General features: G+C 70.4%; 20 protein-coding genes. 15 read left to right on the forward strand and 5 right to left on the reverse strand.

Annotated features, from left to right (window positions below; genetic code table 11):
• Nucleotides 1–7: 7 nt before the first annotated feature.
• Entirely contained in the window at nucleotides 8–787 is a 780-nt protein-coding gene (locus ABT004_RS08765; RefSeq protein WP_351332969.1) for an amino acid ABC transporter ATP-binding protein, read from the reverse strand.
• A gap of 247 nt (nucleotides 788–1,034) precedes the next feature.
• Here ABT004_RS08765 and ABT004_RS08770 point away from each other — a divergent pair, with 247 nt between their 5' ends.
• The gene (locus ABT004_RS08770; RefSeq protein WP_351332971.1) at nucleotides 1,035–1,721 is read left to right on the forward strand and encodes a response regulator transcription factor; all 687 of its coding nucleotides are present in this window, start codon (nucleotides 1,035–1,037) and stop codon (nucleotides 1,719–1,721) included.
• Nucleotides 1,722–1,742: 21 nt separating this feature from the next.
• Nucleotides 1,743–3,257: a sensor histidine kinase gene (locus ABT004_RS08775; RefSeq protein WP_351332974.1), complete on the forward strand. Its 1,515-nt coding sequence runs from the start codon at nucleotides 1,743–1,745 to the stop codon at nucleotides 3,255–3,257.
• On the opposite strand, the gene ABT004_RS08780 is transcribed toward ABT004_RS08775, so the two are convergent.
• Nucleotides 3,236–4,231, reverse strand: coding sequence for a TAXI family TRAP transporter solute-binding subunit (locus ABT004_RS08780; protein WP_351332976.1), 996 nt, complete (start codon nucleotides 4,229–4,231; stop codon nucleotides 3,236–3,238). The two genes, ABT004_RS08775 and ABT004_RS08780, sit on opposite strands and share 22 nt — an antisense overlap.
• A gap of 145 nt (nucleotides 4,232–4,376) precedes the next feature.
• Between ABT004_RS08780 and miaB the strand changes: the two genes are divergently transcribed.
• Nucleotides 4,377–5,909, forward strand: coding sequence for a tRNA (N6-isopentenyl adenosine(37)-C2)-methylthiotransferase MiaB (gene miaB / locus ABT004_RS08785; protein WP_351332978.1), 1,533 nt, complete (start codon nucleotides 4,377–4,379; stop codon nucleotides 5,907–5,909).
• A gap of 85 nt (nucleotides 5,910–5,994) precedes the next feature.
• Complete coding sequence (locus ABT004_RS08790; RefSeq protein WP_351332981.1) at nucleotides 5,995–6,711, forward strand: class III extradiol dioxygenase subunit B-like domain-containing protein; 717 nt, start codon at nucleotides 5,995–5,997, stop codon at nucleotides 6,709–6,711.
• A gap of 79 nt (nucleotides 6,712–6,790) precedes the next feature.
• Here the strand turns inward: ABT004_RS08790 and ABT004_RS08795 are convergent, their stop codons facing one another.
• Entirely contained in the window at nucleotides 6,791–7,075 is a 285-nt protein-coding gene (locus tag ABT004_RS08795; protein WP_351332983.1) for an antitoxin, read from the reverse strand.
• Between the two features lie 43 nt (nucleotides 7,076–7,118).
• A complete protein-coding gene (locus tag ABT004_RS08800) occupies nucleotides 7,119–7,397 on the reverse strand; it encodes a hypothetical protein (protein WP_351332985.1) in 279 nt (92 codons plus the stop codon).
• A gap of 182 nt (nucleotides 7,398–7,579) precedes the next feature.
• Here ABT004_RS08800 and miaA point away from each other — a divergent pair, with 182 nt between their 5' ends.
• The 6 genes from miaA (at nucleotide 7,580) to hflX (ending at nucleotide 15,518) form a co-directional block, all read left to right on the forward strand.
• The gene (gene miaA / locus ABT004_RS08805) at nucleotides 7,580–8,518 is read left to right on the forward strand and encodes a tRNA (adenosine(37)-N6)-dimethylallyltransferase MiaA (protein ID WP_351332988.1); all 939 of its coding nucleotides are present in this window, start codon (nucleotides 7,580–7,582) and stop codon (nucleotides 8,516–8,518) included.
• Nucleotides 8,519–8,626: 108 nt separating this feature from the next.
• On the forward strand, nucleotides 8,627–9,094 hold the full coding sequence (locus ABT004_RS08810; protein ID WP_351333083.1) for a hypothetical protein: 468 nt from the start codon (nucleotides 8,627–8,629) through the stop codon (nucleotides 9,092–9,094).
• Nucleotides 9,095–9,161: 67 nt separating this feature from the next.
• Nucleotides 9,162–10,031 carry a diaminopimelate epimerase gene (dapF, locus tag ABT004_RS08815; RefSeq protein ID WP_351332991.1) on the forward strand — a complete coding sequence of 290 codons (870 nt, stop codon included), beginning with the start codon at nucleotides 9,162–9,164 and terminating at the stop codon, nucleotides 10,029–10,031.
• Between the two features lie 139 nt (nucleotides 10,032–10,170).
• Nucleotides 10,171–12,300 (forward strand): RelA/SpoT family protein, encoded by a 2,130-nt coding sequence (locus tag ABT004_RS08820; protein WP_351332994.1) that lies wholly within the window; start codon nucleotides 10,171–10,173, stop codon nucleotides 12,298–12,300.
• 78 nt (nucleotides 12,301–12,378) lie between these two features.
• Nucleotides 12,379–13,833, forward strand: a complete 1,455-nt coding sequence (locus tag ABT004_RS08825) for a M1 family metallopeptidase (protein ID WP_351332997.1) — start codon at nucleotides 12,379–12,381, stop codon at nucleotides 13,831–13,833.
• A gap of 176 nt (nucleotides 13,834–14,009) precedes the next feature.
• Nucleotides 14,010–15,518, forward strand: coding sequence for a GTPase HflX (gene hflX, locus ABT004_RS08830; protein ID WP_351333000.1), 1,509 nt, complete (start codon nucleotides 14,010–14,012; stop codon nucleotides 15,516–15,518).
• A gap of 111 nt (nucleotides 15,519–15,629) precedes the next feature.
• Here hflX and ABT004_RS08835 read toward each other — a convergent pair whose 3' ends face one another.
• Nucleotides 15,630–16,853 (reverse strand): trypsin-like serine peptidase, encoded by a 1,224-nt coding sequence (locus ABT004_RS08835; RefSeq protein WP_351333003.1) that lies wholly within the window; start codon nucleotides 16,851–16,853, stop codon nucleotides 15,630–15,632.
• A gap of 462 nt (nucleotides 16,854–17,315) precedes the next feature.
• On the opposite strand from ABT004_RS08835, the gene ABT004_RS08840 reads away from it, so the two are divergent.
• The 5 genes from ABT004_RS08840 (at nucleotide 17,316) to ABT004_RS08860 (ending at nucleotide 25,702) form a co-directional block, all read left to right on the forward strand.
• Nucleotides 17,316–18,731, forward strand: a complete 1,416-nt coding sequence (locus ABT004_RS08840) for a diaminobutyrate--2-oxoglutarate transaminase family protein (RefSeq protein ID WP_351333086.1) — start codon at nucleotides 17,316–17,318, stop codon at nucleotides 18,729–18,731.
• Between the two features lie 99 nt (nucleotides 18,732–18,830).
• Nucleotides 18,831–20,831: an IucA/IucC family protein gene (locus tag ABT004_RS08845; protein WP_451190050.1), complete on the forward strand. Its 2,001-nt coding sequence runs from the start codon at nucleotides 18,831–18,833 to the stop codon at nucleotides 20,829–20,831.
• A gap of 15 nt (nucleotides 20,832–20,846) precedes the next feature.
• A complete protein-coding gene (locus ABT004_RS08850) occupies nucleotides 20,847–21,710 on the forward strand; it encodes a GNAT family N-acetyltransferase (RefSeq protein ID WP_351333006.1) in 864 nt (287 codons plus the stop codon).
• Nucleotides 21,711–21,750: 40 nt separating this feature from the next.
• Nucleotides 21,751–23,685, forward strand: coding sequence for an IucA/IucC family protein (locus ABT004_RS08855; protein WP_351333009.1), 1,935 nt, complete (start codon nucleotides 21,751–21,753; stop codon nucleotides 23,683–23,685).
• A 40-nt stretch (nucleotides 23,686–23,725) separates the two neighbouring features.
• A complete protein-coding gene (locus ABT004_RS08860; protein WP_351333011.1) occupies nucleotides 23,726–25,702 on the forward strand; it encodes an ATP-dependent DNA helicase in 1,977 nt (658 codons plus the stop codon).
• Nucleotides 25,703–25,725: the final 23 nt, after the last annotated feature.

Genomic DNA, 25,725 nt, shown 5'->3' on the forward strand with positions numbered 1-25,725 from the left:
CGCGCGTCTAGTGGTGCAGGATCTTCGACAGGAAGTCCTTGGCCCGGTCGCTGCGCGGATTGCTGAAGAACTGGTCGGGGACGGCCTCCTCGACGATCCGTCCGTCCGCCATGAAGACCACGCGGTTGGCCGCGGAGCGGGCGAAGCCCATCTCGTGCGTGACCACCACCATCGTCATGCCGTCCCGGGCGAGCTGCTGCATCACTTCCAGGACCTCGTTGATCATCTCCGGGTCGAGGGCCGACGTCGGCTCGTCGAAGAGCATCACCTTCGGGTCCATCGCCAGCGCCCGCGCGATGGCGACGCGTTGCTGCTGGCCGCCTGAGAGCTGCGCGGGGTACTTGTCGGCCTGCGCGGCGACACCGACCCGGTCGAGGAGCGCACGCGCCTTGTCCTCGGCCGTCTTCTTGTCCGCCTTGCGGACCTTGACCTGCCCCAGCGTCACGTTCTCCAGCACCGTCTTGTGCGCGAAGAGGTTGAAGGACTGGAAGACCATCCCCACGTCCGCGCGCAGGCGTGCCAGCTCCTTGCCCTCCTGGGGCAGCGGCTTGCCGTCGATCGTGATGTCGCCGGAATCGACGGTCTCCAGGCGGTTGATCGTGCGGCACAGCGTCGACTTGCCGGAGCCCGACGGGCCGATGACGACGACGACCTCACCTCGCGCGACGGTCAGGTCGATGTCCTGGAGCACGTGCAGCGCGCCGAAGTGCTTGTTGACTCGGCTCAGTGCGACCAGCGCGTCGCCCGCAGGGGGAGTGGCGTCCTTGGTCACCGAAACTTCGGTCATCGGGGTCTTGCTCCGTCCTCCTCGGTTGGGAGGACAGTAGTAACCCCGTACGACCAGCGTCATTACATCTGAGGGGAAATTGAGCATAACGATCCGGCCGCAACCGGACACTATGCGTGAAGGGGGCGCGGGGCGCTCATACCGGCTGCATAACGGAACACGGCCGTAACCGGAAGGCTCTTGACGTCGTCCTTGCTTTTCGGAGTGGATGCCTTGATGAACCGCGCGGGAGAGGTGAGGGGGCGTAATGAGACTGCTGCTCGTCGAGGACGACGACCACGTGGCCGGTGCCCTTTCGGCGGTCCTGTCCCGGCACGGCTTCGAGGTGAAGCACGCGCGCAGCGGCGAGGAGGCACTGCAGGCACTGGTGCCCGAGGCGGACGCCTTCGGTGTCGTGCTGCTCGACCTGGGCCTGCCCGACCTTGACGGCTACGAGGTGTGCGGCAGGATCCGCAAGCGCACCACGACGCCCGTGATCATGGTGACCGCGCGCGCCGACGTACGGTCACGCATCCATGGGCTCAACCTCGGCGCGGACGACTACGTAGTGAAGCCGTACGACATAGGGGAGCTACTCGCCCGCATTCATGCGGTGAGCCGCCGCACGGTGCAGGAGGAACCCGCTGCCACCGTCGACCATGAGGTGCAGTTCGGGGACGTCAGCATCGATCTGCCCACCCGTAAGGTCGCGGTCGCGGGAGAGGCGGTTCAACTCACCCGTAAGGAGTTCGACTTGCTCGCGCTCCTGGCGCAGCGTCCGGGCGTCGTCTTCCGTAGGGAGCAGATCATCAGCGAGGTGTGGCGGACCAGCTGGGAGGGCACGGGGCGCACCCTGGAAGTGCATGTCGCCTCGCTGCGTTCCAAGTTGCGCATGCCCATGCTCATCGAAACCGTGCGGGGAGTCGGCTACCGGCTCGTCGCCCCGGCCGCGTAACAGAAGCCGTAGAGTCCTGGCGTGCGCGCCCGCCTGCTTCCGCTGCTCATCGTCCTCATGGCGGGCGTGCTGCTCGCACTCGGCTTTCCGCTGGCCGTGAGCGTGGCCTCCGCCCAGCAGCAGAAGGTGGTCGTCGACCGGATCGACGACACCGCGCGGTTCGCTTCCCTCGCGCAGTTCGTGACCACGCGCCCGGACAAGGCCGGCAAGGGCGAGAAGCTGGTGAGCGACGAGCGGCAGCAGACGCTGCGCACCGAACTCGCCCGCTACCACGAGGTGTACGGAATCAAGGCGGGCGTCTTCTACCGGGACGAGGAGCCCATGGGGCGCGCGCCCGACGACTTCCGGGTGCCGCCACCGGGCTCCGGCGGTGCGCTGCGTGCCGCGTTCGACGAGGCGCTGTACTCGCGCGGCAGCCACGATCCGCCGCAGGTGTGGCCGTGGCAGCGCGGCCGGCTCGTGGTCGCCTCGCCCGTCATCCGGGACGGTGACGTCGTCGCGGTCGTGGTCACCGAGTCGCCGACCGGCGCGATGCGCAGCAAGACACTGCGCGGCTGGCTGGTCATCGGTGCCGGTGAGGTGGCCGCGATGCTGCTCGCCGTGAGCGCCGCACTGCGGCTGACCGGCTGGGTGCTGCGGCCCGTACGGGTCCTGGACGCGACGACCCACGACATCGCCACAGGACGCCTGAAGTCGCGGGTCGCGGCGGCCGGCGGCCCGCCGGAACTGCGGCGCCTGGCCCGGTCGTTCAACGAGATGGCGGACAACGTCGAGGACGTGCTCGAGCAGCAGCGCGCCTTCGTCGCCGACGCCTCGCACCAACTGCGCAACCCGCTCGCCGCCCTGATGTTGCGCATCGACGTACTGGCACTCGAACTGCCGGAGGGGAACGAGGAGATCGGGTCGGTGAAGGCCGAGGGCAAGCGCCTCGGCCGGGTCCTCGACGACCTGCTCGACCTGGCCCTGGCCGAGCACGCCGCCGCGGATCTTCAGCTCACCGACATCGGTGAGCTGGCCGCTGAGCGGGTGGAGGCCTGGCGCCCGCTGGCGGAAGAGGACGGCGTACGGCTCGTGGCCGACTGCCCCGCCGTGACGGGCTGGGCCGACCCGATCGCGCTGTCCAGCGCCCTGGACGCCGTGGTCGACAACGCCCTGAAGTTCACGCCCGAGGGTGAGCAGGTGACCGTCACGGCCAGGGCCACCGGCGACGCGACGGTGATCGAGGTCGCGGACGGCGGACCGGGCCTGAGCGAAGAGGAACTCGCCCGGATCGGCGACCGGTTCTGGCGCAGCGGTCAGCACCAGAACATCAAGGGCTCGGGCCTCGGCCTGTCCATCTCACGAGCGCTGCTGACGGCGGGCGGCGGCTCCCTCGGGTACGCGCGGCGGGAACCGCACGGCCTGGAGGTGACCCTGCGGGTGCCCAGGACGGCGCCGGTGCCGGTCCAGGGGGTCGCGGAGGTCGGCGGCGAAGCAGGCAGCGCGGAGAGCGGTTCAGGCCGGGAGACGGCCGCTCAGGGCTTGACCGAGCGGTAGTAGCGGCGCGCGCCCTCGTGGAGGGTGAGCGGGTTCGTGTAGACGGCCGTTCTGAGGTCGACGAGCTGGGCCGCGTGCACCTGCGCCCCGATGTGGTCGCGGCTGTCGATGACGGTACGGGTGACCGCCTCGGTCAGTTCCGGGTCCACCCGGTCGGTCGTCACCAGCAGGTTCGCCACCGCCAACGTGTTGACGGGCTCGCCCTGTTGGGCTGCCGGGTAGGCGTCGGCGGGCATCACGGCGGCCCGGTAGTAGCGCGAGTAGCCACCCATGGCGTGCAACTTGTCGACCAGCGAGCCGAGTTCGACGAGCCGGATGGGGGCGTCCTGGGACAGCTTCCGTACGTGGTTGGTGGGCAGGCCCCCGGACCAGAAGAACGCGTCGATCTCGCCCGACTCCAGGGCGCGCGGCATGGCGTCTATGCCGATGCCCACCTCGGTGACGTCCTTGCGGACGTCGAGCCCCGCCGCCTTCAGGATCCGCTCGGCGATCAGCCGCACCCCGGAACTCCGGCCGCCCACCGCCACTTTCATGCCGCGCAGGTCGGCGACGTTCCGCACGGACGAGGAACGCTTCACCACGAGCTGCATGTAGTCGTCGTAGAGGCGGGCGCAGCCGCGCAGCCGGTCCGCGCCGGGCTGCCCCTCGGACCGGTACTTGGCGACCGCGTCCGCCGCGGCGATGGTGAAGTCGGCCTTGCCGGTGGCCACGCGCTCCACGTTCTCCCAGGAGCCCTGGCTGCCGGTGAGGGCGACCCCCAGGTCGGGCAGGTCGCGGTCCACGGCACGCTTGAGGAGCTTGCCGTACCTCTCGTAGACGCCCGTGCGCGCGCCGGTACTGAAGGTCACCTGGCCCCGGGGCGACTGCTCGCCGAGCGGCAGCAGCCACCACAACAGCAGGCCGAACACCACGAGTCCGGCCACGGAACCCATGAGGGCCTTGCGGCGGGACACGCGAAGGGGCGGCTGCGGCATGGCGTGATCCTGCCAGCCCAGGCCGTGCGGTGGCCAGGTTCGGAACGTCCCCTTGTGGTCACGTTCGGTGACGTCGTTACCGCGCCGCAGGGAGGGCGAGGACGGCGCCACAGAACCACTCCGGGAACCCCATACCCTTGTTGTCATGAGCAGCAGCGACCCGCGTCCGGCCGTGGACGACCGTTCACCCAATCCCACGAAGACCTATGAAGTACGTACCTACGGGTGCCAGATGAACGTCCACGACTCCGAGCGCTTGTCGGGCCTCCTGGAGGGCGCGGGTTATGTGCGCGCCCCCGAGGGCTCCGACGGCGATGCCGACGTCGTGGTCTTCAATACGTGCGCGGTGCGGGAGAACGCTGACAACAAGCTCTACGGCAACCTCGGCCGCCTCGCTCCCATGAAGACGCAGCGCCCCGGGATGCAGATCGCCGTGGGTGGCTGCCTCGCCCAGAAGGACCGCGACACCATCGTGAAGAGGGCGCCCTGGGTGGACGTCGTCTTCGGCACGCACAACATCGGCAAGCTGCCCGTCCTCCTGGAGCGCGCCCGCGTCCAGGAGGACGCCCAGGTCGAGATCGCCGAGTCCCTGGAGGCGTTCCCCTCCACGCTGCCCACCCGCCGCGAGAGCGCGTATGCGGCCTGGGTCTCCATCTCGGTCGGCTGCAACAACACCTGCACCTTCTGCATCGTCCCGGCGCTGCGCGGCAAGGAGAAGGACCGCAGGACGGGCGACATCCTCGCGGAGATCGAGGCGCTGGTCGGCGAGGGCGTCTCCGAGATCACGCTGCTCGGCCAGAACGTCAACGCCTACGGGAGCGACATCGGCGACCGTGAGGCCTTCAGCAAGCTGCTGCGCGCCTGTGGTGGCATCGACGGCCTGGAGCGCGTGCGCTTCACGTCCCCGCACCCGCGCGACTTCACGGACGACGTGATCGCCGCCATGGCCGAGACCCCGAACGTGATGCCGCAGCTGCACATGCCGATGCAGTCCGGCTCGGACACGGTCCTGAAGGCGATGCGCCGCTCGTACCGCCAGGAGCGGTTCCTGAACATCATCGACAAGGTTCGCGCCGCCATGCCTGACGCGGCGATCTCCACCGACATCATCGTGGGCTTCCCCGGCGAGACCGAGGAGGACTTCGAGCAGACGATGCACGCCGTGCGCGAGGCGCGCTTCACCAACGCCTTCACCTTCCAGTACTCCAAGCGCCCCGGAACCCCGGCGGCCACCATGGAGAACCAGGTCCCCAAGGAGGTCGTGCAGGCCCGCTACGAGCGCCTCGTCGCCCTCCAGGAGGAGATTTCCTGGGAGGAGAACAAGAAGCAGATCGGCCGCACCGTGGATCTCATGGTCGCCGAGGGCGAGGGCCGCAAGAACGGCGCCACCCACCGTCTCTCCGGCCGCGCCCCCGACAACCGCCTCGTCCACTTCACCAAGCCCGAGGCCGAGGTGCGCCCGGGTGACGTCGTGACCGTCGAGATCACGTACGCGGCCCCGCACCACCTGCTTGCCGAGGACGACGTCCTGAACGTGCGCCGCACGCGCGCGGGCGACGCGTGGGAGAAGCGCAACCAGGAGGAGCAGGACAAGCAGCGGGGCGTGCTGCTCGGCCTCCCGCAGATCGGTGTTCCCGAGCCGTTGCCCGCGATGACCGGAGGCTGCGCCGTCGACTGACCGGCCTCGCTTCCTTCCGGCCTCGCTTCCTGTGCAGTACGGCCGCCTTTCCGGTGTGCGGCGGGCGCGCAGTAGGCTGCCGATCATGCTTGTCGCCGCTGCCGCCTGCCCGTGCCCGCCCCTGCTCGTGCCCGACGTCGCCGCGGGCGCGGCTCCGGAACTGGACGCCGCGCGCGCGGCCTGCGACGAGGCGATCGCGGCGCTGCTCGCGGCGGACCCCGACCTGGTGTGCGTCATCGGCGAGGGCCCGGGCACGGGCATCCACGAGCCGGGTTCCCGCGGCTCCTTCCGCCCCTTCGGCGTCGACCTCGATGTGTACCTGGGAGCGGCGCCGCCCGACGTTGTGGAGGCGACACTCCCGCCGTCCCTCTCCGTAGGCGCGTGGCTGCTCGCGCGCGCGGGGTGGACCGGTGAGGTGCGCGGCTACGAGGTGGCGGGTGGCGGCTCGGGTTTCGCCGACGCCGACGGGGCGATCCGCCTCGCGGAGGGCAGGACAGGAGCCGAGCGCGTCGCCTTCCTCGTCATGGGCGACGGCACGGCCTGCCGCACGCTGAAGGCTCCCGGCTACCTGGACGAGCGCGCCGAGGGCGTGGACGCGGCCATCGCCGCGGCCTTGCGCGACCTCGACGCCGACGGCACGCTCGCGAACCTCGACGCCGACCTCGCCCGTGAGCTGAAGATCTCGGGCCGCGCCCCGTGGCAACTCCTCAGCGCCGCCTGGGGCGAGCAGGACGGCACGGGCCGTCTGCTGTACGAGGACGCACCCTACGGAGTGGGCTACTTCGTGGCGTCCTGGACGTAGTGCGAAACGCTCCACAGACGGCGGCGGCCGCGAAGCCCAATGGGTTCGCGGCCGCCGCCGTCTGTGAAAGCGCAGTGGGTCACGATGCCCCGGAAGGGGGCGACGGCGGGGTGTTCCCACCGTCGGTGTCCTTGGCGCCCCCGGCGTTCTTGCCCTCCGCCGTTGACATCCGGTCGACGGCGTCCTTCGCCTTGTCCGTGCCCGTCCGGATCTTGTCGCTGTACTTGCCCTTGGTCTTCTCGTCGACCATCTTCCCGGCCTTGTCCAAGCCCTGGTCGATCTTGTCCCCGTGCTGCTGCGCGAGGTCCGAGACCTTGGCCCGGGCGGGGCCGAACTTGGCTTTCAACGTGTCCAGGATGCCCATGGCTGTACCTTCCGTGCCTTCCGTCGCACCGAGCTCTCGGGAACTATTTGCGGGCGCCCTCACTGGCCTCGTTGTCCGCGGCCTGCTCAGCGGACTGCTGCTTCGGGATCTCCACGCCCTCCGACACGGCCACCTCGGCCGTCTCGCCTTCGGGTGCGGTCTCCGTGGCCTCCTGGTCCGCTGCGGGGCCCGCGGTGGCCTCGATGGGCTCCTCGGCCTCCGCCACCTCCGGAGCGGCCGTCAGAGTGGCGGCCTGGGCCTCGGCGGTTGACGCCTCGTCCGCAGCGTTGACCTTCCGGCGAAACCTGGCAAAAACGCCCATTTCAACTCCATACGTTACTCGTGTGGGCGAAATCCCGCCCTACCCGGTGCGTCCCATTGCGGCGACCGGGGCGCCGGCCCTCGAAACCGGCGGCTGGAACCTCGCAACAGGCAACGAACCCGAACCTGTGGCGTCACGTCGCTCATTCGTGAAGACGTGCCCGGGTTTGCGAGACTGGGGCGGTGAGTAGCGCAGCTCCCGCCCCGCGGGTCATCGCCGTCGTCGGGCCGACCGCGGCAGGAAAGTCAGATCTAGGCGTGTTCCTCGCCAAGGAACTCGGCGGCGAGGTGGTCAACGCCGACTCCATGCAGTTGTACCGGGGGATGGACATCGGTACCGCCAAGCTGACGCCCGAGGAACGCGACGGGGTGCCGCACCACCTCCTGGACATCTGGGGCGTCACGGAGGCCGCCAGCGTCGCCGAGTACCAGCGCCTCGCCCGCACGGAGATCGACCGGCTGCTCGCGGCCGGCCGCTGGCCCGTCCTCGTCGGCGGATCGGGGCTCTACGTAAGGGGCGCCGTCGACAAGATGGAGTTCCCCGGCACCGACCCGGAGGTCCGTGCCCGTCTGGAGGACGAGCTCAGGCTGCGCGGTTCCGGCGCCCTGCACGCGCGCCTTGCCGCCGCCGACCCGGAGGCCTCCGTGGCGATCCTGCCGAGCAACGGCCGGCGCATCGTCCGCGCCCTTGAGGTCATCGAGATCACCGGCAAACCGTTCACCGCCAACCTGCCGGGACACGACTCCGTCTACGACACCGTCCAGATCGGTGTGGACGTGGCGCGGCCCGAACTCGACGAACGCATCGCCACGCGCGTGGACCGGATGTGGGAGGCGGGCCTCGTCGACGAGGTGCGCGCACTGGAGGCCCAGGGGCTGCGCGAGGGGCGTACGGCGTCGCGCGCACTCGGCTACCAGCAGGTGCTCGCGGCGCTCGCGGACGAGTGCACGCTGGACGAGGCGCGCGCGGAGACCGTCCGCGCCACCAAGCGGTTCGCGCGCCGCCAGGACTCGTGGTTCCGGCGCGACCCGCGGGTGCATTGGCTCAGTGGGGCAGTGGCGGAACGCGGGGAACTCCCGGCTCGCGCAATGTCGTTGGTCGAACGACCGGTTACAGCCTGATCACGTGATGGCATCGGGACGCTCCGCCCGTCATCCCGGCCTCTGTGGGCGTGCCATCATCGACCATCGATCGACCAAGTGGAGTCCGGAGTGGGAGGGCGCGTGGCGATGGAGGCCGGCCCTCGTGACACCGCACCAGGCGGAGAGCAGCTCAGTACCGATGGTCCTGAGGCGAGCGCCGACGGCGTGATCGCCGACGGTCCGACCGCGGAGGAACTCGCCGCGCAGGACGAGGGCCAAGAGGTCGAGGTCGAGCTGCGCCCGCAGCGCAGGCTCCGCATCTGGCAGCTGGCACCCATCGTAATGCTGGCTGCGATCGGCTCCCTGATGTTCGCGTTCCCGCTGTTCTTCGACTTCGGCGACGGCGGCGCGGTCGTGGCGATGCTCGGCCTCCTGATCAGCTCCTGCGCCGCCGGCTGGGGCATGATGGCGGCCCGCCGGGTCGGGTACACGCTGCCGGGACTGCCGCCGCGCGGCTCGGGCCGGTGGCCGGACTGGCGGGTCGTGGGCGCGTACGTCGTCGTGGTCGCGGCCGTCGCGGTGCTCGCCGTGTGGCGCGTGGCGCGGCTCCGCTGACCGTGCCCGGCGCCTCGTGCGGCACTCCGCCGACCGGATTGTCGGACCGATCTCGTACGATCGAGAAATGAGCACCTTCCTCAAGGGTCACGGGACCGAGAACGACTTCGTGATCATCCCGGACCCGGAGAACGCCATCGCGCTCTCGCCGACCGCCGTCGCCGCACTGTGCGACCGTCGGGCCGGCGTCGGGGGTGACGGTGTGCTCCACGTCGTGCGCACCGCCGCGCACCCCGAGGCGCGGCACATGGCCGACGAGGCGGAGTGGTTCATGGACTACCGCAATGGCGACGGTTCGGTGGCCGAGATGTGCGGCAACGGAGTGCGGGTCTTCGCCCGCTACCTCCAGCACGCGGGACACGTCGGCGAGGGAGACCTCGCCGTGGCCACCCGAGGCGGCATCAAGGCGGTCCACATCGACAAGGAAGGCCTGATCGCCGTTGGCATGGGCAGGGCGACGCTCCCCGAGGGCGACGTCACGGTCAGTGTCGACGGGCGGACCTGGCCCGCGACGAACGTGAACATGGGGAACCCGCACGCGGTCGCCTTCGTGGCCGACCTCGCGCACGCGGGCGCGCTGTACGACCCGCCCCCCTTCGCGCCGGCGAACGCATACCCGGAGGGTGTGAACGTCGAGTTCGTCGTCGACCGAGGCCCGAGGCACGTCGCCATGCGGGTGCACGAGCGGGGCTCAGGCGAGACCCGCTCCTGCGGCACCGGCGCCTGCGCCGTGGCCGTCGCGACCGCCCGCAGGGACGGCCTGGACCCGGCGGTGACCGGGGCTCCTGTCACGTACGAGATCGATCTGCCCGGAGGCAGGCTGACGATCACCGAGCGTGCGGACGGCGAGATCGAGATGACCGGTCCCGCCGTGATCGTCGCGGAAGGTCGGCTCGACACCGACTGGTTCGCGGCAATCGAAACCGTAAACCAGTGAACCTTCGCTCGAATGGGTGATCCGTTTCACGCTCGGCGAGAGCGGGACTGCGCCACGTGATGGGCTCGGTAGCATCAAGCACCGGTCCGGACGGGTGCCGCCGCCAGCCCGCCGCCGGTCGACAAAGCCGGAGGTGCTCATGAGTGCGGAGGCGACCAACCCCGCGAACCCGGGACCGATCACGCCCGGAGCGCACCGTCGGCGTGGCCGCCCCCGGATCGACCTGCGCCGTCTCGGCCGCGCGGCGTTCCTCGGCCCCACCGCCCGCGGCCGCCTCCCGGACGCGATCGGGCACGTGGCGGAGGCCCACCGGGCCCACTATCCCGACGCCGCTCTGGAGCCGCTGCACCGCGCCTACGTACTGGCCGAGTCCTCGCACCGCGGCCAGATGCGCAAGAGCGGCGAGCCGTACATCACACACCCGCTCGCGGTGACGTTGATCCTGGCCGAGCTGGGCGCGGAGACCACGACGCTGACCGCCTCCCTGCTCCACGACACCGTCGAGGACACCGAGGTCACGCTCAAGCAGGTGCGCGAGGAGTTCGGCGAAGAGGTCGCCTATCTCGTCGACGGAGTGACCAAGCTGGAGAAGGTCGACTACGGAGCGGCGGCCGAACCCGAGACCTTCCGCAAAATGCTGGTCGCGACCGGGAACGACGTGCGCGTCATGTCGATCAAACTCGCCGACCGCCTGCACAACATGCGCACCCTCGGCGTCATGCGCCAGGAGAAGCAGGAGCGGATCGCCAAGGTCACCCGCGACGTCCTGATCCCGCTCGCCGAGCGGCTGGGTGTGCAGGCGCTGAAGACCGAGCTCGAAGATCTCGTGTTCGCGATCCTGCGCCCCGAGGAGTACGGGCAGACGCGCGAGCTCATGACGGCCTACGCGCAGCAGACGGAGGACTCCCTCGCAGGGTTCGCGACCGAGCTGCGCTCAGTGCTGCGCGAGGCGGGCTTGAGCGCCGAAGTCCTCATCAGGCCGCGGCACTTCGTGTCCGTCCACCGGGTGCGGCGCAAGCGCGGTGAGATGCGCGGGGCCGACTTCGGGCGCCTCCTTGTCCTCGTGTCCGAGGACGCGGACTGTTACGGCGTCCTCGGCGAGCTGCACACGTGTTTCACGCCGGTGGTCTCGGAGTTCAAGGACTTCATCGCCGTACCGAAGTTCAACCTGTACCAGTCGCTGCACACCGCGGTAGCCCGCACGGACGGCGAGGTCGCCGAAGTCCTCATCCGTACGCACCAGATGCACAAGGTCGCGGAGGCGGGCGTCGTGGCGCTCGGCAATCCGTACACGCCCTCCGGAGAGGAGCACCTGGACACCGATGGCGAGCGCTCCGACCCCACGCGCCCTGGCTGGCTGAACCGGCTGCTCGACTGGCAGCAGTCCGCGCCGGACACCGACACCTTCTGGTCGACGCTGCGCGAGGACCTCGCCCAGGATCGCGAGATCACCGTCTTCCGGCCCGACGGCGGTTCCATCGGCCTCCCCGCAGGCGCCAGTTGTGTCGACGCCGCGTACGCGCAGTACGGCGAGGACGCCCACGCCTGCATCGGCGCGCGGGTCAACGGCCGCCTGGCGACGCTCAGTACGGTCCTCGGTGACGGCGACACCGTCCAGCCGCTCATGGCCGGGGTGGAGGGCAGCGCCGCGTCCGAGCCGTCGGTCGCCTGGCTCGACCACGCCCGTACGCCCGCCGCCCGCATCGCCATCCGCCGCTGGATCGCCACCCACCCGGAGGGTCCGAGCGCGCCCCAGTCGGCGCCCAGAGCCCCGTACAGCGGCCCATCGGCGCGGCCCTCCGCGGCGAACGCCCTGGTCGACCAACAGGGCGCCACGGTGCGCCTCGCGGGCTGCTGCACGCCCGTACCGCCCGACGAGGTGACCGCGTTCGCCGTACGCGGCGGCGTCGTCACCGTGCACCGTGTCGCCTGCGCCGGAGTGGCGCGCATGAAGGCCGCGGGGCGCGCGGAGGTCGGCGTGCGCTGGGCGGACGCCGACGCGGAGCCCGCCGAGTACCGGGTGACCCTGATCGCCGAGTCGTTCAGCCGCCCCCATCTCCTCGCCGACCTGACCGAGGCCATAGCGCTGGAGGGCGTCGCCATCATCTCGGCGACCGTCGACCCGCCCGACCAGGGCCGCGTCCGGCACACGTACACGCTCCAACTCCCGGACGCCGGACACCTTCAGGGCGTCATGCGGGCGATGCGGAACGTGCCGGGCGTGTACGACGTGGGGCGCACCCGACACGCGGCGGCGGGCGCCCTGTAGGCCCACCCGGAACCCTCGTTCGGGTGGTGCGGCGCGTGCCGCACCGTGCCCGGAGGCGCGCGCTGATAGCCGTAGTTCATGCTGCTCAGCTCCCGAACGCCCCGCGTCGCCGCACTTCTGGCCGCCGGCGCCTCGCTCGCCCTTGTCGCCGCGGCCGCGCCCGCCGAGCCGCTCGGCATCGGCGACCGGCTCTTCCCGCATCTCGGCAATCCCGGCTACGACGTCACCGACTACGACATCTCCTTCACGTACCACGGTGACAACAACAAGCCTCTCGATGCCGTCACCAAGATCGACGCGCGGGCGACGTCCTGGCTCGACCGGATCAACCTCGACTTCTCGCACGGCACCGTGCGTTCGGTGACGGTCAACGGCTCGCGGGCGCACCACGCCACCAAGGGCGAGGACCTGGTTGTCACGCCCGCTGCGCCCGTCGCTCCCGGTCAACCGCTGAACATCACCGTGCAGCACACCAGCGACCCCCGGCCCGGCAAGAAGGAAGTCGGCTGGGTGCGGACCAAGGACGGGCTCGCGATGGCCAACCAGGCCGACGCGGCGCACCGCGTCTTCCCGTCCAACGACCACCCCTCCGACAAGGCCTACTTCACCTTCCGGGTCACCGCGCCCAAGGAGTACACCGCGGTCGCCAACGGTCTCCCTGTCGCGAAAACGCGACAAGGAGGAGCCACGAAGTGGGCCTACCGCACCCTCCACCCCATGGCCACAGAGCTGGCCCAGGTCTCCATCGGCCGTTCCGCCGTGCTGCACCAGGAGGGCCCGGACGGACTTCCCGTACGCGATGTCGTGCCGGCCAGGGACGCCAAGGCCCTGAAGCCGTGGCTCAAGAAGACGCCCGGCCAGATCGCCTGGATGGAGGGGAAGGTCGGCAACTATCCCTTCGAGAACTACGGGCTGCTGATCGCCCATGCGTCGACCGGCTTCGAACTCGAGACACAAACGCTCTCTCTCTTCGAGAGAGACCTGTTCACGCGCTCCGAGTACCCGAAGTGGTACGTCGAGTCGATCATGGTCCATGAACTGGCACACCAGTGGTTCGGCGACAGCGTCAGCCCTCGCACCTGGTCCGACCTGTGGCTCAACGAGGGCCACGCCACCTGGTACGAGGCCCTGTACGCCCAGGAGAAGGCGGACCGGCCCATGGTGAAGCGGATGCGCGCCGCCTACCGTGCGTCCGACGCCATGCGCGCCGACGGCGGACCGCCCGCCGAGCCCAAGGCGCCCACGAGCGACGGGAAGATCAGCATCTTCCGGCCGGTCGTCTATGACGGCAGCGCCCTGGTCCTCTACGCCCTGCGTCAGGAGATCGGCGCGGACGCCTTCCGGCGCCTTGAGCGCACGTGGGTGGGCACGCACCGTGACTCCACCGCCACGACCGCGGACTTCGTAAGGCTCGCCTCGCAGCTGTCGGGGCGTGACCTGACCGGCTTCTTCGATGCCTGGCTCCACGCGAAGAAGACGCCGCCCATGCTGGGTCATCCGGGCTGGAAGTCCGAGCCGGTGTCGAAGCACTGACACAGGGAAACAATCCAGATGACGAGACGGCCCGTACCGTGCGAATATCGTCGACGTCGACGGCGCGGGCCACCGGATCGGCGCTCGCGGGAATCCCCGGAGCAGGCCGAGCGTTGTCACATATGACGGGTGTGACGCCCGTCGCGTATTCCGTATCCCACAGACGTAAGGACCAAATGACCTCCTCTTCTTCCCCTTCCCAGGACGCGCAGAACATGGTGCAGAACCACACCGAGAGCCTTCGGGCCGATGCCCTGATGGAAGAGGACGTCGCCTGGAGTCACGAGATCGACGGTGAGCGGGACGGCCAGCAGTTCGACCGTTCCGAGCGCGCGGCTCTGCGCCGCGTCGCGGGCCTCTCCACCGAGCTCGAGGACGTCACCGAGGTCGAGTACCGACAGCTCCGCCTGGAGCGCGTCGTCCTCGTCGGCGTCTGGACGTCGGGAACGGTTCAGGACGCGGACAACTCCCTCGCGGAGCTCGCCGCCCTCGCCGAGACCGCGGGCGCGCTCGTGCTCGACGGCGTCACGCAGCGCAGGGACAAGCCGGACGCGGCGACGTTCATCGGCTCGGGCAAGGCCCAGGAGCTGCGGGACATCGTGCTCGAGACCGGAGCGGACACCGTCGTGTGCGACGGTGAGCTCAGCCCCGGCCAGCTCATCCACCTCGAGGACGTCGTCAAGGTCAAGGTGGTCGACAGGACCGCTCTGATCCTCGACATCTTCGCCCAGCACGCCAAGTCCCGAGAGGGCAAGGCGCAGGTCGCGCTCGCGCAGATGCAGTACATGCTGCCGCGGCTGCGCGGCTGGGGTCAGTCGCTCTCCCGGCAGATGGGTGGCGGTGGCTCCGGCTCCTCGGGCGGCGGCATGGCCACGCGTGGTCCCGGTGAGACCAAGATCGAGACGGACCGGCGCCGGATCCGCGAGAAGATGGCGAAGATGCGCCGTGAGATCGCGGAGATGAAGACCGGCCGCGACATCAAGCGCCAGGAGCGGCGCAGGCACAAGGTGCCTTCGGTGGCCATCGCCGGATACACCAATGCCGGCAAGTCCTCGCTCCTCAACCGCCTCACGGGCGCGGGCGTGCTGGTGGAGAACTCGCTGTTCGCCACTCTGGACCCGACCGTGCGCCGCGCGGAGACCCCGAGCGGTCGGCTGTACACACTGGCCGACACGGTCGGTTTCGTACGGCACCTGCCGCACCACCTCGTCGAGGCGTTCCGCTCGACCATGGAGGAGGTCGGTGACTCCGACCTGATCGTGCATGTGGTCGACGGTTCGCACCCGGTGCCTGAGGAGCAACTCGCCTCCGTACGTGAGGTCATCCGCGACGTCGGGGCGACGAACGTGCCCGAGATCGTGGTGATCAACAAGGCGGACGCGGCCGACCCGTTGGTGCTGCAGCGGCTGCTGCGCGTGGAGAAGCGTGCGATCGCCGTCTCGGCCCGTACGGGCCAGGGCATCGAGGAGCTGCTCGAGCTCATCGACGCCGAACTGCCGCGCCCCGCTGTCGAGATCGAGGTGCTCGTGCCGTACACACACGGCCAGCTGGTCGCGCGGGCACACGCCGACGGCGAGGTGATCTCCGAGGAGCACACCCCGGAGGGCACGCTCCTGAAGGCGCGCGTGCACGAGGAACTCGCAGCGGAATTCGCGCCGTACGTTCCGGCGGCGGTCGCGGGCTGACGGCTCGTACCGAAGTACGTGAAGCACCTGAAGTACTGAACATGGCTGAGCCCCTCTCCGGTCGACCGGAGAGGGGCTCAGCCAGAGACCGGCCGCCTGCGCGGCGCGTGCTTACTGCCCGGCGAACTTCTTGCTCACCGAGTCGTAGATCCCCTTGGCCTCCTTGCCGAGCCGCGGGCCCGCGAGCCAGCCCGCCGTCACCGGGCCGATCGAGGTGTTGGACACCAGGGCTGGCTTGCCGTCGGAGCCCTGGCCGACCCAGCCGCCGCCGGAAGAACCGCCCGTCATCGTGCAGCCGATGCGGTACATCGTCGGGTCCGCGTCGTTCAGCGAAAGACGGCCCGGCCTGGCCGCACACTGGTACAGCTTCTGCCCGTCGAACGGCGCCGCCGCCGGGTAGCCCTTCGCGGTCAACTGCGAGACCTTCGGCACCGCCGGCGCGTTGAAGTTCACCGGAAGCGCCGAACCCACCGTCTCCTCAAGCGACTTGGTGGTGCCGCCCTTCTCCGGCGTCACATGGATCACAGCGAAGTCGTACGAGGCGCCCGCCCCGCCGCTCGGGCCGCCCTGCGCGATCCACTGGTCGGACGTCAGCGCCGCGTCGCCCCACCACACGCCGTACGGCGCCACCTCGTTCCTGGGCGCGTTCTGCAGCTCCTGCGCGGACTTGCCGCTGTCGTTGTACGAGGGCACGAACGCGATGTTGCGGTACCAGCCGCCGTTCTTGCCGGCGTGCACACAGTGGCCGGCCGTCCAGAGCATGTTGGACCTGCCGGGGTGCGCCGGGTCGGTGACCACGGTCGCCGAGCAGACCATCGAACCCTTGGGGCCGTCGAAGAACAGCTTGCCCGCGTACGGGGCGTTCGCGTGGTACGGAGTGGAGACGCCCGCAGCCGCCACCGGCCTCGGCTCCGGGTCCGTCACACCCTGGTCGCCGGAGAGGTCGTTCTCGTCGACCTCGCCTCCGGTGGGCTTGTCGGCGTCCCGCATCCGGTTGCTGTCCCACAGCCCGTCGATGATCGGGTTGACGAAGTCCTGCGCCTCACGCAGCCACTGGTCCTTGTCCCAGTTCTTCCACTCGCCGTCCTTCCACTTGTCCGGGTCGATCCCGTGTTCCTTCAGCCGATCCTGAATATCGTCCGGGATCTTGAACTTGCCATCGCCCGCGGATGCCGAGGCGGTCGGCTTGTCGTTCGCGTCGTCCTCGCTCGAGCCGCACGCCGTGGCGGTCAGAGCGACCACAGTGCCGAGCGCGACCGCCGCCGCTACGGGGAACGTTCTGCTTCGCGCGCCTCGAGTGCGGCGCGCGGCGAACTGCGGGCGTATGGGTCGCATGTCGTGAATCCCCCTGGGCTTCGAAAGGGTTGAACTGCCGTACGTGTGCGGTGGAGTCGAGTCGAAACCTCGCCTCCGAACGGCACACCACCCTATGCCGGTGCCGCCGGGGTCGGCCGACGGAACAGCAACGGTTCCGTCACGGAGGGATCTTCCGGCCGGTACGGATCGTTGGAGCATGGCTCGCCTCGGGCCCGCGATGAACGAGGGGCGGCTGCGACGGCCCATTGGGTGCCGCGGGCGCCCGGCAAAGGTCTGTTCATCAGTCCCGTACGAGCCGTGTTCCTCCGCCCGCCCCGTCGTTGGTACGTACGGGGGAACCGAGGCCGGCGTTCAGCGCGCGCCGACTCACCCCGCCGTTCGGTGAGTCGAGGGGCCTTTTCGGCCGTATATCCAGCGGGAGGACCAACAGCCGTGGCGGTGACCGATCCTGTGCCTGTGACCGATCCTGAGACCGTGGCGGTGCCGGCCCCGTATGACGGGGAGGCCGAGAGGGACCCTGTCCGCGACACCGTCGCGCACGAGGGGATCCTGCGCCGCCAGTGCGCGCGGGAGTCCGCGGCGCGCACCTACGCGCGCGCCCTGCCGATCGTGCCGGTGCGGGCGCGCGGGCTCACCATCGAGGGCGCCGACGGCCGGCGCTATCTGGACTGCCTGTCCGGCGCGGGGACGCTCGCGCTCGGCCACAACCACCCGGTGGTGCTCGAGGCCATCCGCAAGGTGCTCGACTCGGGTGCACCGCTGCACGTCCTCGACCTGGCCACTCCGGTCAAGGACGCGTTCACCACCGAGTTGTTCCGCACGCTGCCGCAGGGTCTTGCCGACCGGGCCCGCGTCCAGTTCTGCGGTCCCGCGGGCACCGACGCCGTCGAGGCGGCGCTGAAACTGGTCCGCACCGCCACCGGACGCTCGGGCCTGCTCTCCTTCGCGGGCGCCTATCACGGCATGACCGCGGGGGCGCTCGAAGCGTCCGGCGGGGCGCAGGACGTCCGCGTCACGCGCCTGCCGTATCCGCAGGACTACCGCTGCCCCTTCGGCATCGGAGGCCCGCGCGGCGCCGAACTCGCCGCCCGCTGGACCGAATCGCTCCTCGACGACACCAAGTCCGGGGTGCCGCAGCCGGCGGGCATGATCCTCGAACCGGTGCAGGGGGAGGGTGGTGTCATCCCCGCCCCCGACGCCTGGCTGCGCCGGATGCGAGCCGTCACCGAGCACCGCTCGATCCCGCTGGTCGTCGACGAGGTACAGACCGGCGTGGGCCGCACCGGAGCCTTCTGGGCCGTGGAGCACAGCGGAGTCGTGCCCGACGTCATGGTCCTGTCCAAGGCCATTGGGGGCAGCCTGCCGCTCGCCGTGATCGTCTACCGCGACGACCTCGACGTCTGGCCCCCGGGCGCGCACGCCGGTACGTTCCGCGGCAATCAGCTCGCCATGGCCGCGGGCGCCGCGACCCTCGCGTATGTCCGCGAGAACGGCCTCGCCGAGCGTGCCGCCGCTCTTGGCGCCCGCATGCTCGACCAACTCCGGCAGCTGTCCGACGAGTTCGCGTGCGTGGGCGAGGTCCGTGGGCGTGGCCTGATGATCGGCATGGAGCTCGTCGACCCGGAAGGCGCCGTTCCCGCTCCCACCGTGGAACTCGCCGGCGACCCCCTGCTTGCCGGGTCCGCCGCCCCGCTCCCGGCCGCGCCCCAACTCGCCGCAGCCGTGCGCGATGCCTGCCTCCACCGCGGCCTGATCGTCGAACTCGGCGGCCGTCATTCCAGCGTCGTGCGCCTGCTTCCTCCCCTCACCATCACCGACGAGCAGGCCGCAGCCATCGTGGACCGGCTCGCGGACGCCCTGGCGGCCGTCGCTCGCGCTCGCCGTCACGAGTCGTAGGAGCGCCCGACGACACACCACCACCAGCGACGGCAGTGACACGCCGGGCCCACCGGACCACCGCCTCACGGAGCCCACCACCCCACGCAAGGAAGCCAGTTGAACGCCACCCCCGCATCCGACGGCCGTTCCCGTCCCACCGCCGGCGGATCCTGTGACACGCAAGCCCCGCGCGCCCAGGAGCGTGACTCGATCCCGTGGCAGCAGGGCGGCGACCAGGACGCGGAGCGTCCATGCACCCCCGTCGACCTCCTGGAACACCCGGACCCCGCGACTGCCGCCCAGGTGGCAGCGGTCGAGAACCTGCTGCGCTGTTGGGTGCGTGAGAACAACATCGCTCCTCCTTCCTCGGGTGCGCTCCGCGTCCCGCTGCCCGCGAGCGGCACCGTCCTTCTCGTCCCGGTCCACTACTGGTCGCCCTCCGGCTGGCACCGCTTCGGCCTGCCCTCCCTGGAGAACGCGCCGCCGCACGCCAACGGCGTGGACGCCGTCGCCCTCGCCGCCCTCCTGAGCAGGGAGTCGGCCCATGGCGAGGCCGACGCCAACGCCCCTGCCGACTCCGGCGATCCCGCCCAGGGAGCCCCCGCCCCCGGGGGCGACAGTGGTGAACTGGTAGTCCGCGTCGCCGACTCCCTGCGCCGCACCACCGAGTTCATCGCGGACCGCCGTCACCGCCCCGCGGACGAGGCCGACCCCTTCCTCGCCGCAGAACAGGCGCTGCTCCTCGGGCACCCGCTGCACCCGACTCCGAAGAGCCGCGAGGGGCTGTCCGACGCCGAAGCGGGGCGCTACTCACCGGAGTTGCGTGGCTCCTTCCCCCTGCACTGGATCGCCGTGTCCCCGGGCGTGCTCGCCCACGACTCGGCCTGGACCGAACAAGACATCGCCCGCACCGCCGCCGAACTCACCTCCCAACTGGCAGGACCGGGACTCCCACTGCCCGCAGGGCACGCCGCGCTGCCCGTACACCCATGGCAGCTGCGCGAGCTGCGTGAACGCCCCGCCACGGCCGCCCTCCTGGACGCCGGACTGCTGAGCGACCTGGGCCCGCACGGTGAGCCCTGGTTCCCCACCTCCTCCGTCCGCACGTTGTACCGGCCCGGTGCGCCGGCCATGCTCAAGCTCTCCCTCGGCCTGCGCATCACCAACTCCCGCCGGGAGAACCTCCGCAAGGAACTCCACCGGGGCGTCGAGGTCCACCGACTCCTCGGCGCCGGTCTCGCCGAGCAGTGGCAGGCCGCGCACCCCGGTTTCGACGTCGTCCGCGACCCGGCCTGGCTCGCCGTCGACGGCCCGGACGGCGAACCGGTGCCCGGCCTTGACGTGATGATCCGCACCAACCCCTTCCGCTCTCACGACGACGCGGTGTGCGTCGCCGGCTTCGTCTCGCCCAGGCCGACCACCGACCCGACCGCAGACCCGACCGCCGACCCAGCCGACGCCCCGGCCGACGGCAGCGCCCACCCGGCCATGAGCTCCCGCCTCGCCGAGACCGTGACCCGGCTCGCGGCCCGCACCGGACGAGCCCGCGGAGCCGTCTCCGCCGAGTGGTTCCTGCGGTATCTGGAACACGTCGTACGGCCCGTGCTCTGGCTCGACGGCGAAGCCGGCGTCGCCCTGGAGGCCCACCAGCAGAACACCCTGGTGCTCCTGGACGCCGAAGGCCGGCCCGTCGGCGGGCGCTACCGGGACAACCAGGGCTACTACTTCCGCGAGTCCCGCCGCGCCGAACTCGACCGGCGCCTGCCCGGCATCGGCACGCACAGCGACACGTTCGTCGACGACGACGTCACCGACGAGCGATTCGCCTACTACCTCGCCATCAACAACGTCCTCGGCCTGATCGGAGCCTTCGGTTCCCAACGGCTTGCCGACGAGCAGCTGCTGATCGCCGAGTTCCGCCGCTTCCTCGGCGAAGCCGCCACCGGTCCGAACCGGCAACGCAGCACACTGCCGAGCCTGCTGCTCGACTCACCCACGCTGCGCTGCAAGGCCAACATGCTCACCCGGCTGCACGGCCTCGACGAACTCGTCGGACCTGTCGACACCCAGTCCGTCTACGTCACCATCCCCAACCCCTTTCATTCCCGTCGTACCTGAGAGAGGAGCGTCGCCTTGCCTCCCACCGATGCGAGCACCGACGCCGACACCACTCCCACCGCCGTCCCGCACGCCCCCGCCCCACCCGCGGAGCAGGCGGAGAGCGCAGGGAGCGCGGAGAGTTCGGAGGGCGCCGAGAACGCGGAGCACACGCGGAGCGCGGACGGTGCGGACAGCGCCGATTTCCAGGACACCCTGGACCTGCGCCTGCCCGACGAACTGCTCGCGCTCATCGCGGGGCAGGACAGCGGGCACCGGCTCGCCCCCGACCCCACGGCCCTGACCGAGCACGACCTGCTGGACGGCGTGGGGGAGTGGGGACCGGTCACCACTCCCTCAGGCGTGTTCCAGCTCGTCCCGGTGCGCGTCGAGCGAGACCTGGCACTCCTCAGCCGCTGGATGAACGACCCCGCCGTGGCCGCCTTCTGGGAGCTCGCGGGACCCGACACCGTCACCGCGGACCACCTGGGCCCCCAACTCGACGGCGACGGACGCAGCGTGCCCTGCCTCGGAGTCCTCGACGGCGCGCCCATGAGCTACTGGGAGATCTACCGCGCCGACCTCGACCCGCTGGCCCGCCACTACCCCGCCCGCCCGCACGACACCGGAATCCACCTCCTCATCGGTGGCATCACCGACCGCGGACGAGGTCTCGGCACCACGCTGCTCAAAACCGTCGCCGACCTCGTACTCGACCATCGACCGCGCTGCGCGCGCGTCATCGCGGAACCCGACCTTCGCAACACCCCCTCCGTCTCCGCCTTCCTGGGCGCGGGATTCCGCTTCTTCGCCGAGGTGGACCTCCCCGACAAAAGGGCCGCGCTCATGGTCCGTGACCGCGCCCTGCGCAACGTGCTCCAGGCCAATCACTCTCTGTAACGAACCTCGACCCGATCCGGTTCCCGTCCGAGGAGTCCCCGTGCCGAATCCGTCCGTCGCCCCGAGTTCCGAAGAGCCGGCCGAGCTCTACGACCCGCCCGAGCTCACGTCCGGGAACTGGGGCAGGGCGGGCGCACGGCTCCTGGCCAAGCTGATCGGCGAATTCGCCTACGAGGACATCCTGCGACCGACGGCCCTCACCCCGGCCGGCCCCGACCCCCGCCCCTACGCCCTGCCGCTCCCCGGCGGCCCCGGGGTCGAAGAGAGGGAGACCGGCGGCACCATCCATTTCCGCGCCCGCCGCGGCGCGTACGGCAGTTGGCAGGTCGACCCGGCGAGCCTGGAGTGGGAAGCCGGCCTGCCGGGCAAGGACGGGCCGACCGGGCATGCGGAAAGCGAGCCGACCGGGACAGCGGGAACGGCTCCGGCCGAAGGCGGACGCGAGCCCGTCACCGACCCGCTCGCCTTCCTCCTGCGGGCCAAGCACGCTCTCGGCCTCGACGGCAGCACCCTCGGCCATCTCATCCGCGAACTCACCGTCACCCTCGCCGCCGACGCCCGCCTCGACCACACGGCGCTCACCGCGTCGCAGCTGGCCGACCTCGGATACGCCGAGCTCGAGGGGCACCAGACCGGCCACCCCTGGCTCGTACTGAACAAGGGGCGTCTGGGGTTCTCCGCGACCGACACCGCACGCTGGGCACCGGAGTCGCGTCGCCTCACCCGCCTCCCGTGGCTCGCGGTGCACACTGCCCTCGCCAGCTACCGAGGCGTCGCGGGCCTGGAGGATCCCGCCTCCCTCTATGACGGCGAACTCGACGGGCCGACCCGGGCGTTGTTCGCGCAGGCGCTCCGGTCGCGCGGACTGGACCCGGCGGCGTATCTCTATCTCCCCGTGCACCCCTGGCAGTGGGACGACACCGTGCTGCCGCTCTTCGCGCCGTCCATCGCCACGAACGACATCGTTCCGCTCCCCACGGACGGTGATCTGCGCCTGCCCCAGCAGTCCATCCGTACGTTCCTGAACACGGCTCGCCCCGACCGGCACACCGTGAAGCTGCCGCTCTCCATCCTCAACACCCTTGTATGGCGCGGACTTCCCACGGAACGCACCTGGGCGGCGCCCGCCGTCACCACATGGGTGCACGCACTGCGCGATGCCGACCCCTTCTTGCGCGACGAATGCGGTGTCATCCTGCTGGGCGAGGTCGCATCCGTGACCGTGGAACACCCGCTGTACGACGGGCTCGACGAAGTCCCCTACCAGTACAAGGAATTGCTGGGCGCCATCTGGCGCGAGCCCCTCACCCGGCACCTCGCCCCTGGAGAGCGCGCCCGAACGCTCGCCTCCCTGTTGCACATCGACACTGAAGGGCGCGCGTTCGTCGCGGAGCTCGTCGCCCGCTCGGGCCTGGACCCGAAGACATGGCTCCGTAGGCTCTTCGCCGCGCTGCTGCCCCCACTGCTGCGCTTTCTCTACCGCTACGGGACCGTCTTCTCTCCGCACGGGGAGAACGCCATCGTCGTCTTCGACGACCAGGACGTGCCCGTGCGGCTCGCGGTCAAGGACTTCGTGGACGACGTCAACATCAGCTCGGAGGCGCTCCCCGAGCACGACTCCATGCCTGACGACGTGCGCGAGGTCCTGCTCACCGAGGACCCCGCGTTCCTGACCCAGTTCATCCATTCGGGACTCTTCGTCGGCGTCTTCCGCTACCTGGCGCCGCTGTACGAGGAGCAACTAGGGCTCCCCGAGGACGAGTTCTGGTCCCTGGTGCGCGCCGAGATCCTGCGCCACCACGCGCGCTTCCCGGAGCTCAAGGAGCGGTACGAGATGTTCGACCTGCTGACTCCGCGGATCGAGCGCCTGTGCCTCAACCGCAACCGGCTGCATCTCGACGGCTACCGCGACCGCGCCGACCGCCCGCACGCGGCCGTGCACGGCACCGTTGCCAATCCGCTGCATCAGCCGTGATCGCCGGATTGTCAGTGGCTCCGTTTAGGGTGGTCGAGCTATGACGAAGCCCTCACTCCCCGAGCTCCTGCACGCCGCCGTCACCGCTGTCGGCGGCACGGAGCGCCCTGGCCAGGTGACCATGGCCGAGACCGTCGCCGAGGCGATCGACGACGGTTCCCATCTGCTTGTCCAGGCGGGCACCGGCACAGGTAAGTCGCTGGGCTACCTCGTGCCGGCCCTGGCCCACGGGGAGCGCGTGGTCGTGGCGACCGCCACGCTGGCGCTGCAGCGCCAGCTCGTGGAGCGGGACCTGCCGCGCACGGTCGAGTCGCTGCACCCACTGCTCCGGCGCCGCCCCAGTTTCGCAATGCTCAAGGGCCGGTCGAACTATCTGTGCCTGCACCGTCTCCACGAGGGCGTACCTCAGGAGGAGGAAGGGGGCCTCTTCGACCAGTTCGAGGCGGCCGCGCCCACCAGCAAACTGGGCCAGGACCTGCTGCGCATGCGGGACTGGGCGGACGAAACGGAGACGGGCGACCGGGACGACCTCACGCCCGGCGTCTCGGACAAGGCCTGGTCGCAGGTCTCGGTCTCCTCGCGCGAGTGCCTGGGAGCGTCGAAGTGCGCCTACGGCCAGGAGTGCTTCGCCGAGATGTCACGGGAGCGCGCCAAGCTCGCCGACGTCATCGTGACCAACCACGCGCTGCTCGCGATCGACGCGATCGAGGGCGCGCCGGTCTTGCCGCAGCACGAGGTGCTGATCGTGGACGAGGCGCACGAACTGGTCTCGCGGGTGACCGGGGTGGCGACGGGGGAGCTGACTCCCGGCCAGGTCACCCGGGCGGTGAGACGCGCGGCGAAGCTGGTCAACGAGAAGGCGGCGGACCAGCTGCAGACCGCCTCCGAAGGCTTCGAGCGGGTCATGGAGCTCGCCCTGCCCGGCCGCCTCGAGGAAGTCCCCGAGGACCTCGGCTACGCGCTCATGGCCCTGCGCGACGCGGCCCGTACGGTGATCACCGCAATCGGCACCACGCGCGACAAGTCGGTCCAGGACGAGGACGCCGTCCGCAAGCAGGCCCTCGCCGCCGTGGAGAACATCCACGACGTGGCGGAGCGGATCGCGAACGGCTCGGAGTGGGACGTCGTCTGGTACGAGCGCCACGACCGCTTCGGAGCCTCCCTGCGCGTCGCACCCATGTCGGTGTCCGGCCTCCTGCGGGAGAAACTCTTCAGCGACCGCTCTGTCGTCCTGACCTCGGCGACACTGAAGCTCGGCGGCGACTTCAACGGGGTGGGGGCCTCGATGGGCCTCGCCCCCGAAGGCACCGAGGGCGAGGACCTGCCGGTCTGGAAGGGGATCGACGTCGGATCGCCGTTCGAGTACCGCAAGCAGGGCATCCTCTACGTCGCCAAGCATCTGGCGAAGCCGACGCGTGACGGTACGCGCACGGACATGACGGACGAGTTGAGCGAGCTGATCCAGGCGTCCGGCGGCCGTACGCTCGGCCTCTTCTCGTCGATGCGGGCGGCGCAGGCGGCGGCCGAGGAACTGCGGACGCGGATTCCGGAGTTCCCGATCCTGCTGCAGGGCGAGGACACCCTGGGGGAGCTGATCAAGGCCTTCGCGGCGGACCCGGAGACCTGTCTGTTCGGAACCTTGTCGCTGTGGCAGGGCGTGGACGTACCGGGCCCGAACTGCCAGCTGGTCGTGATGGACAAGATCCCGTTCCCGCGGCCGGACGACCCGCTGATGAGCGCGCGCCAGAAGGCCGTAGAGGAAGCGGGTGGCAACGGCTTCATGGCTGTGGCCGCGACACACTCGGCGCTCCTGATGGCGCAGGGCGCGGGCCGCCTCATCCGGGCCATGGGCGATCGCGGCGTGGTCGCGGTCCTGGACCCCCGGCTGGCGACGGCACGCTATGGCAGCTATCTGAAGGCCTCGATGCCGGACTTTTGGTTCACGACGGACCGGAACCAGGTGCGGCGTTCGCTCTCGTCGATCGACGCGGCTGCGAAGAAGGCGGAAGCGGAATAGGACCCGACCCGCACGCACGGAGC

This window comes from Streptomyces sp. NPDC002790, assembly GCF_040295505.1.
Taxonomy (GTDB): domain Bacteria; phylum Actinomycetota; class Actinomycetes; order Streptomycetales; family Streptomycetaceae; genus Streptomyces.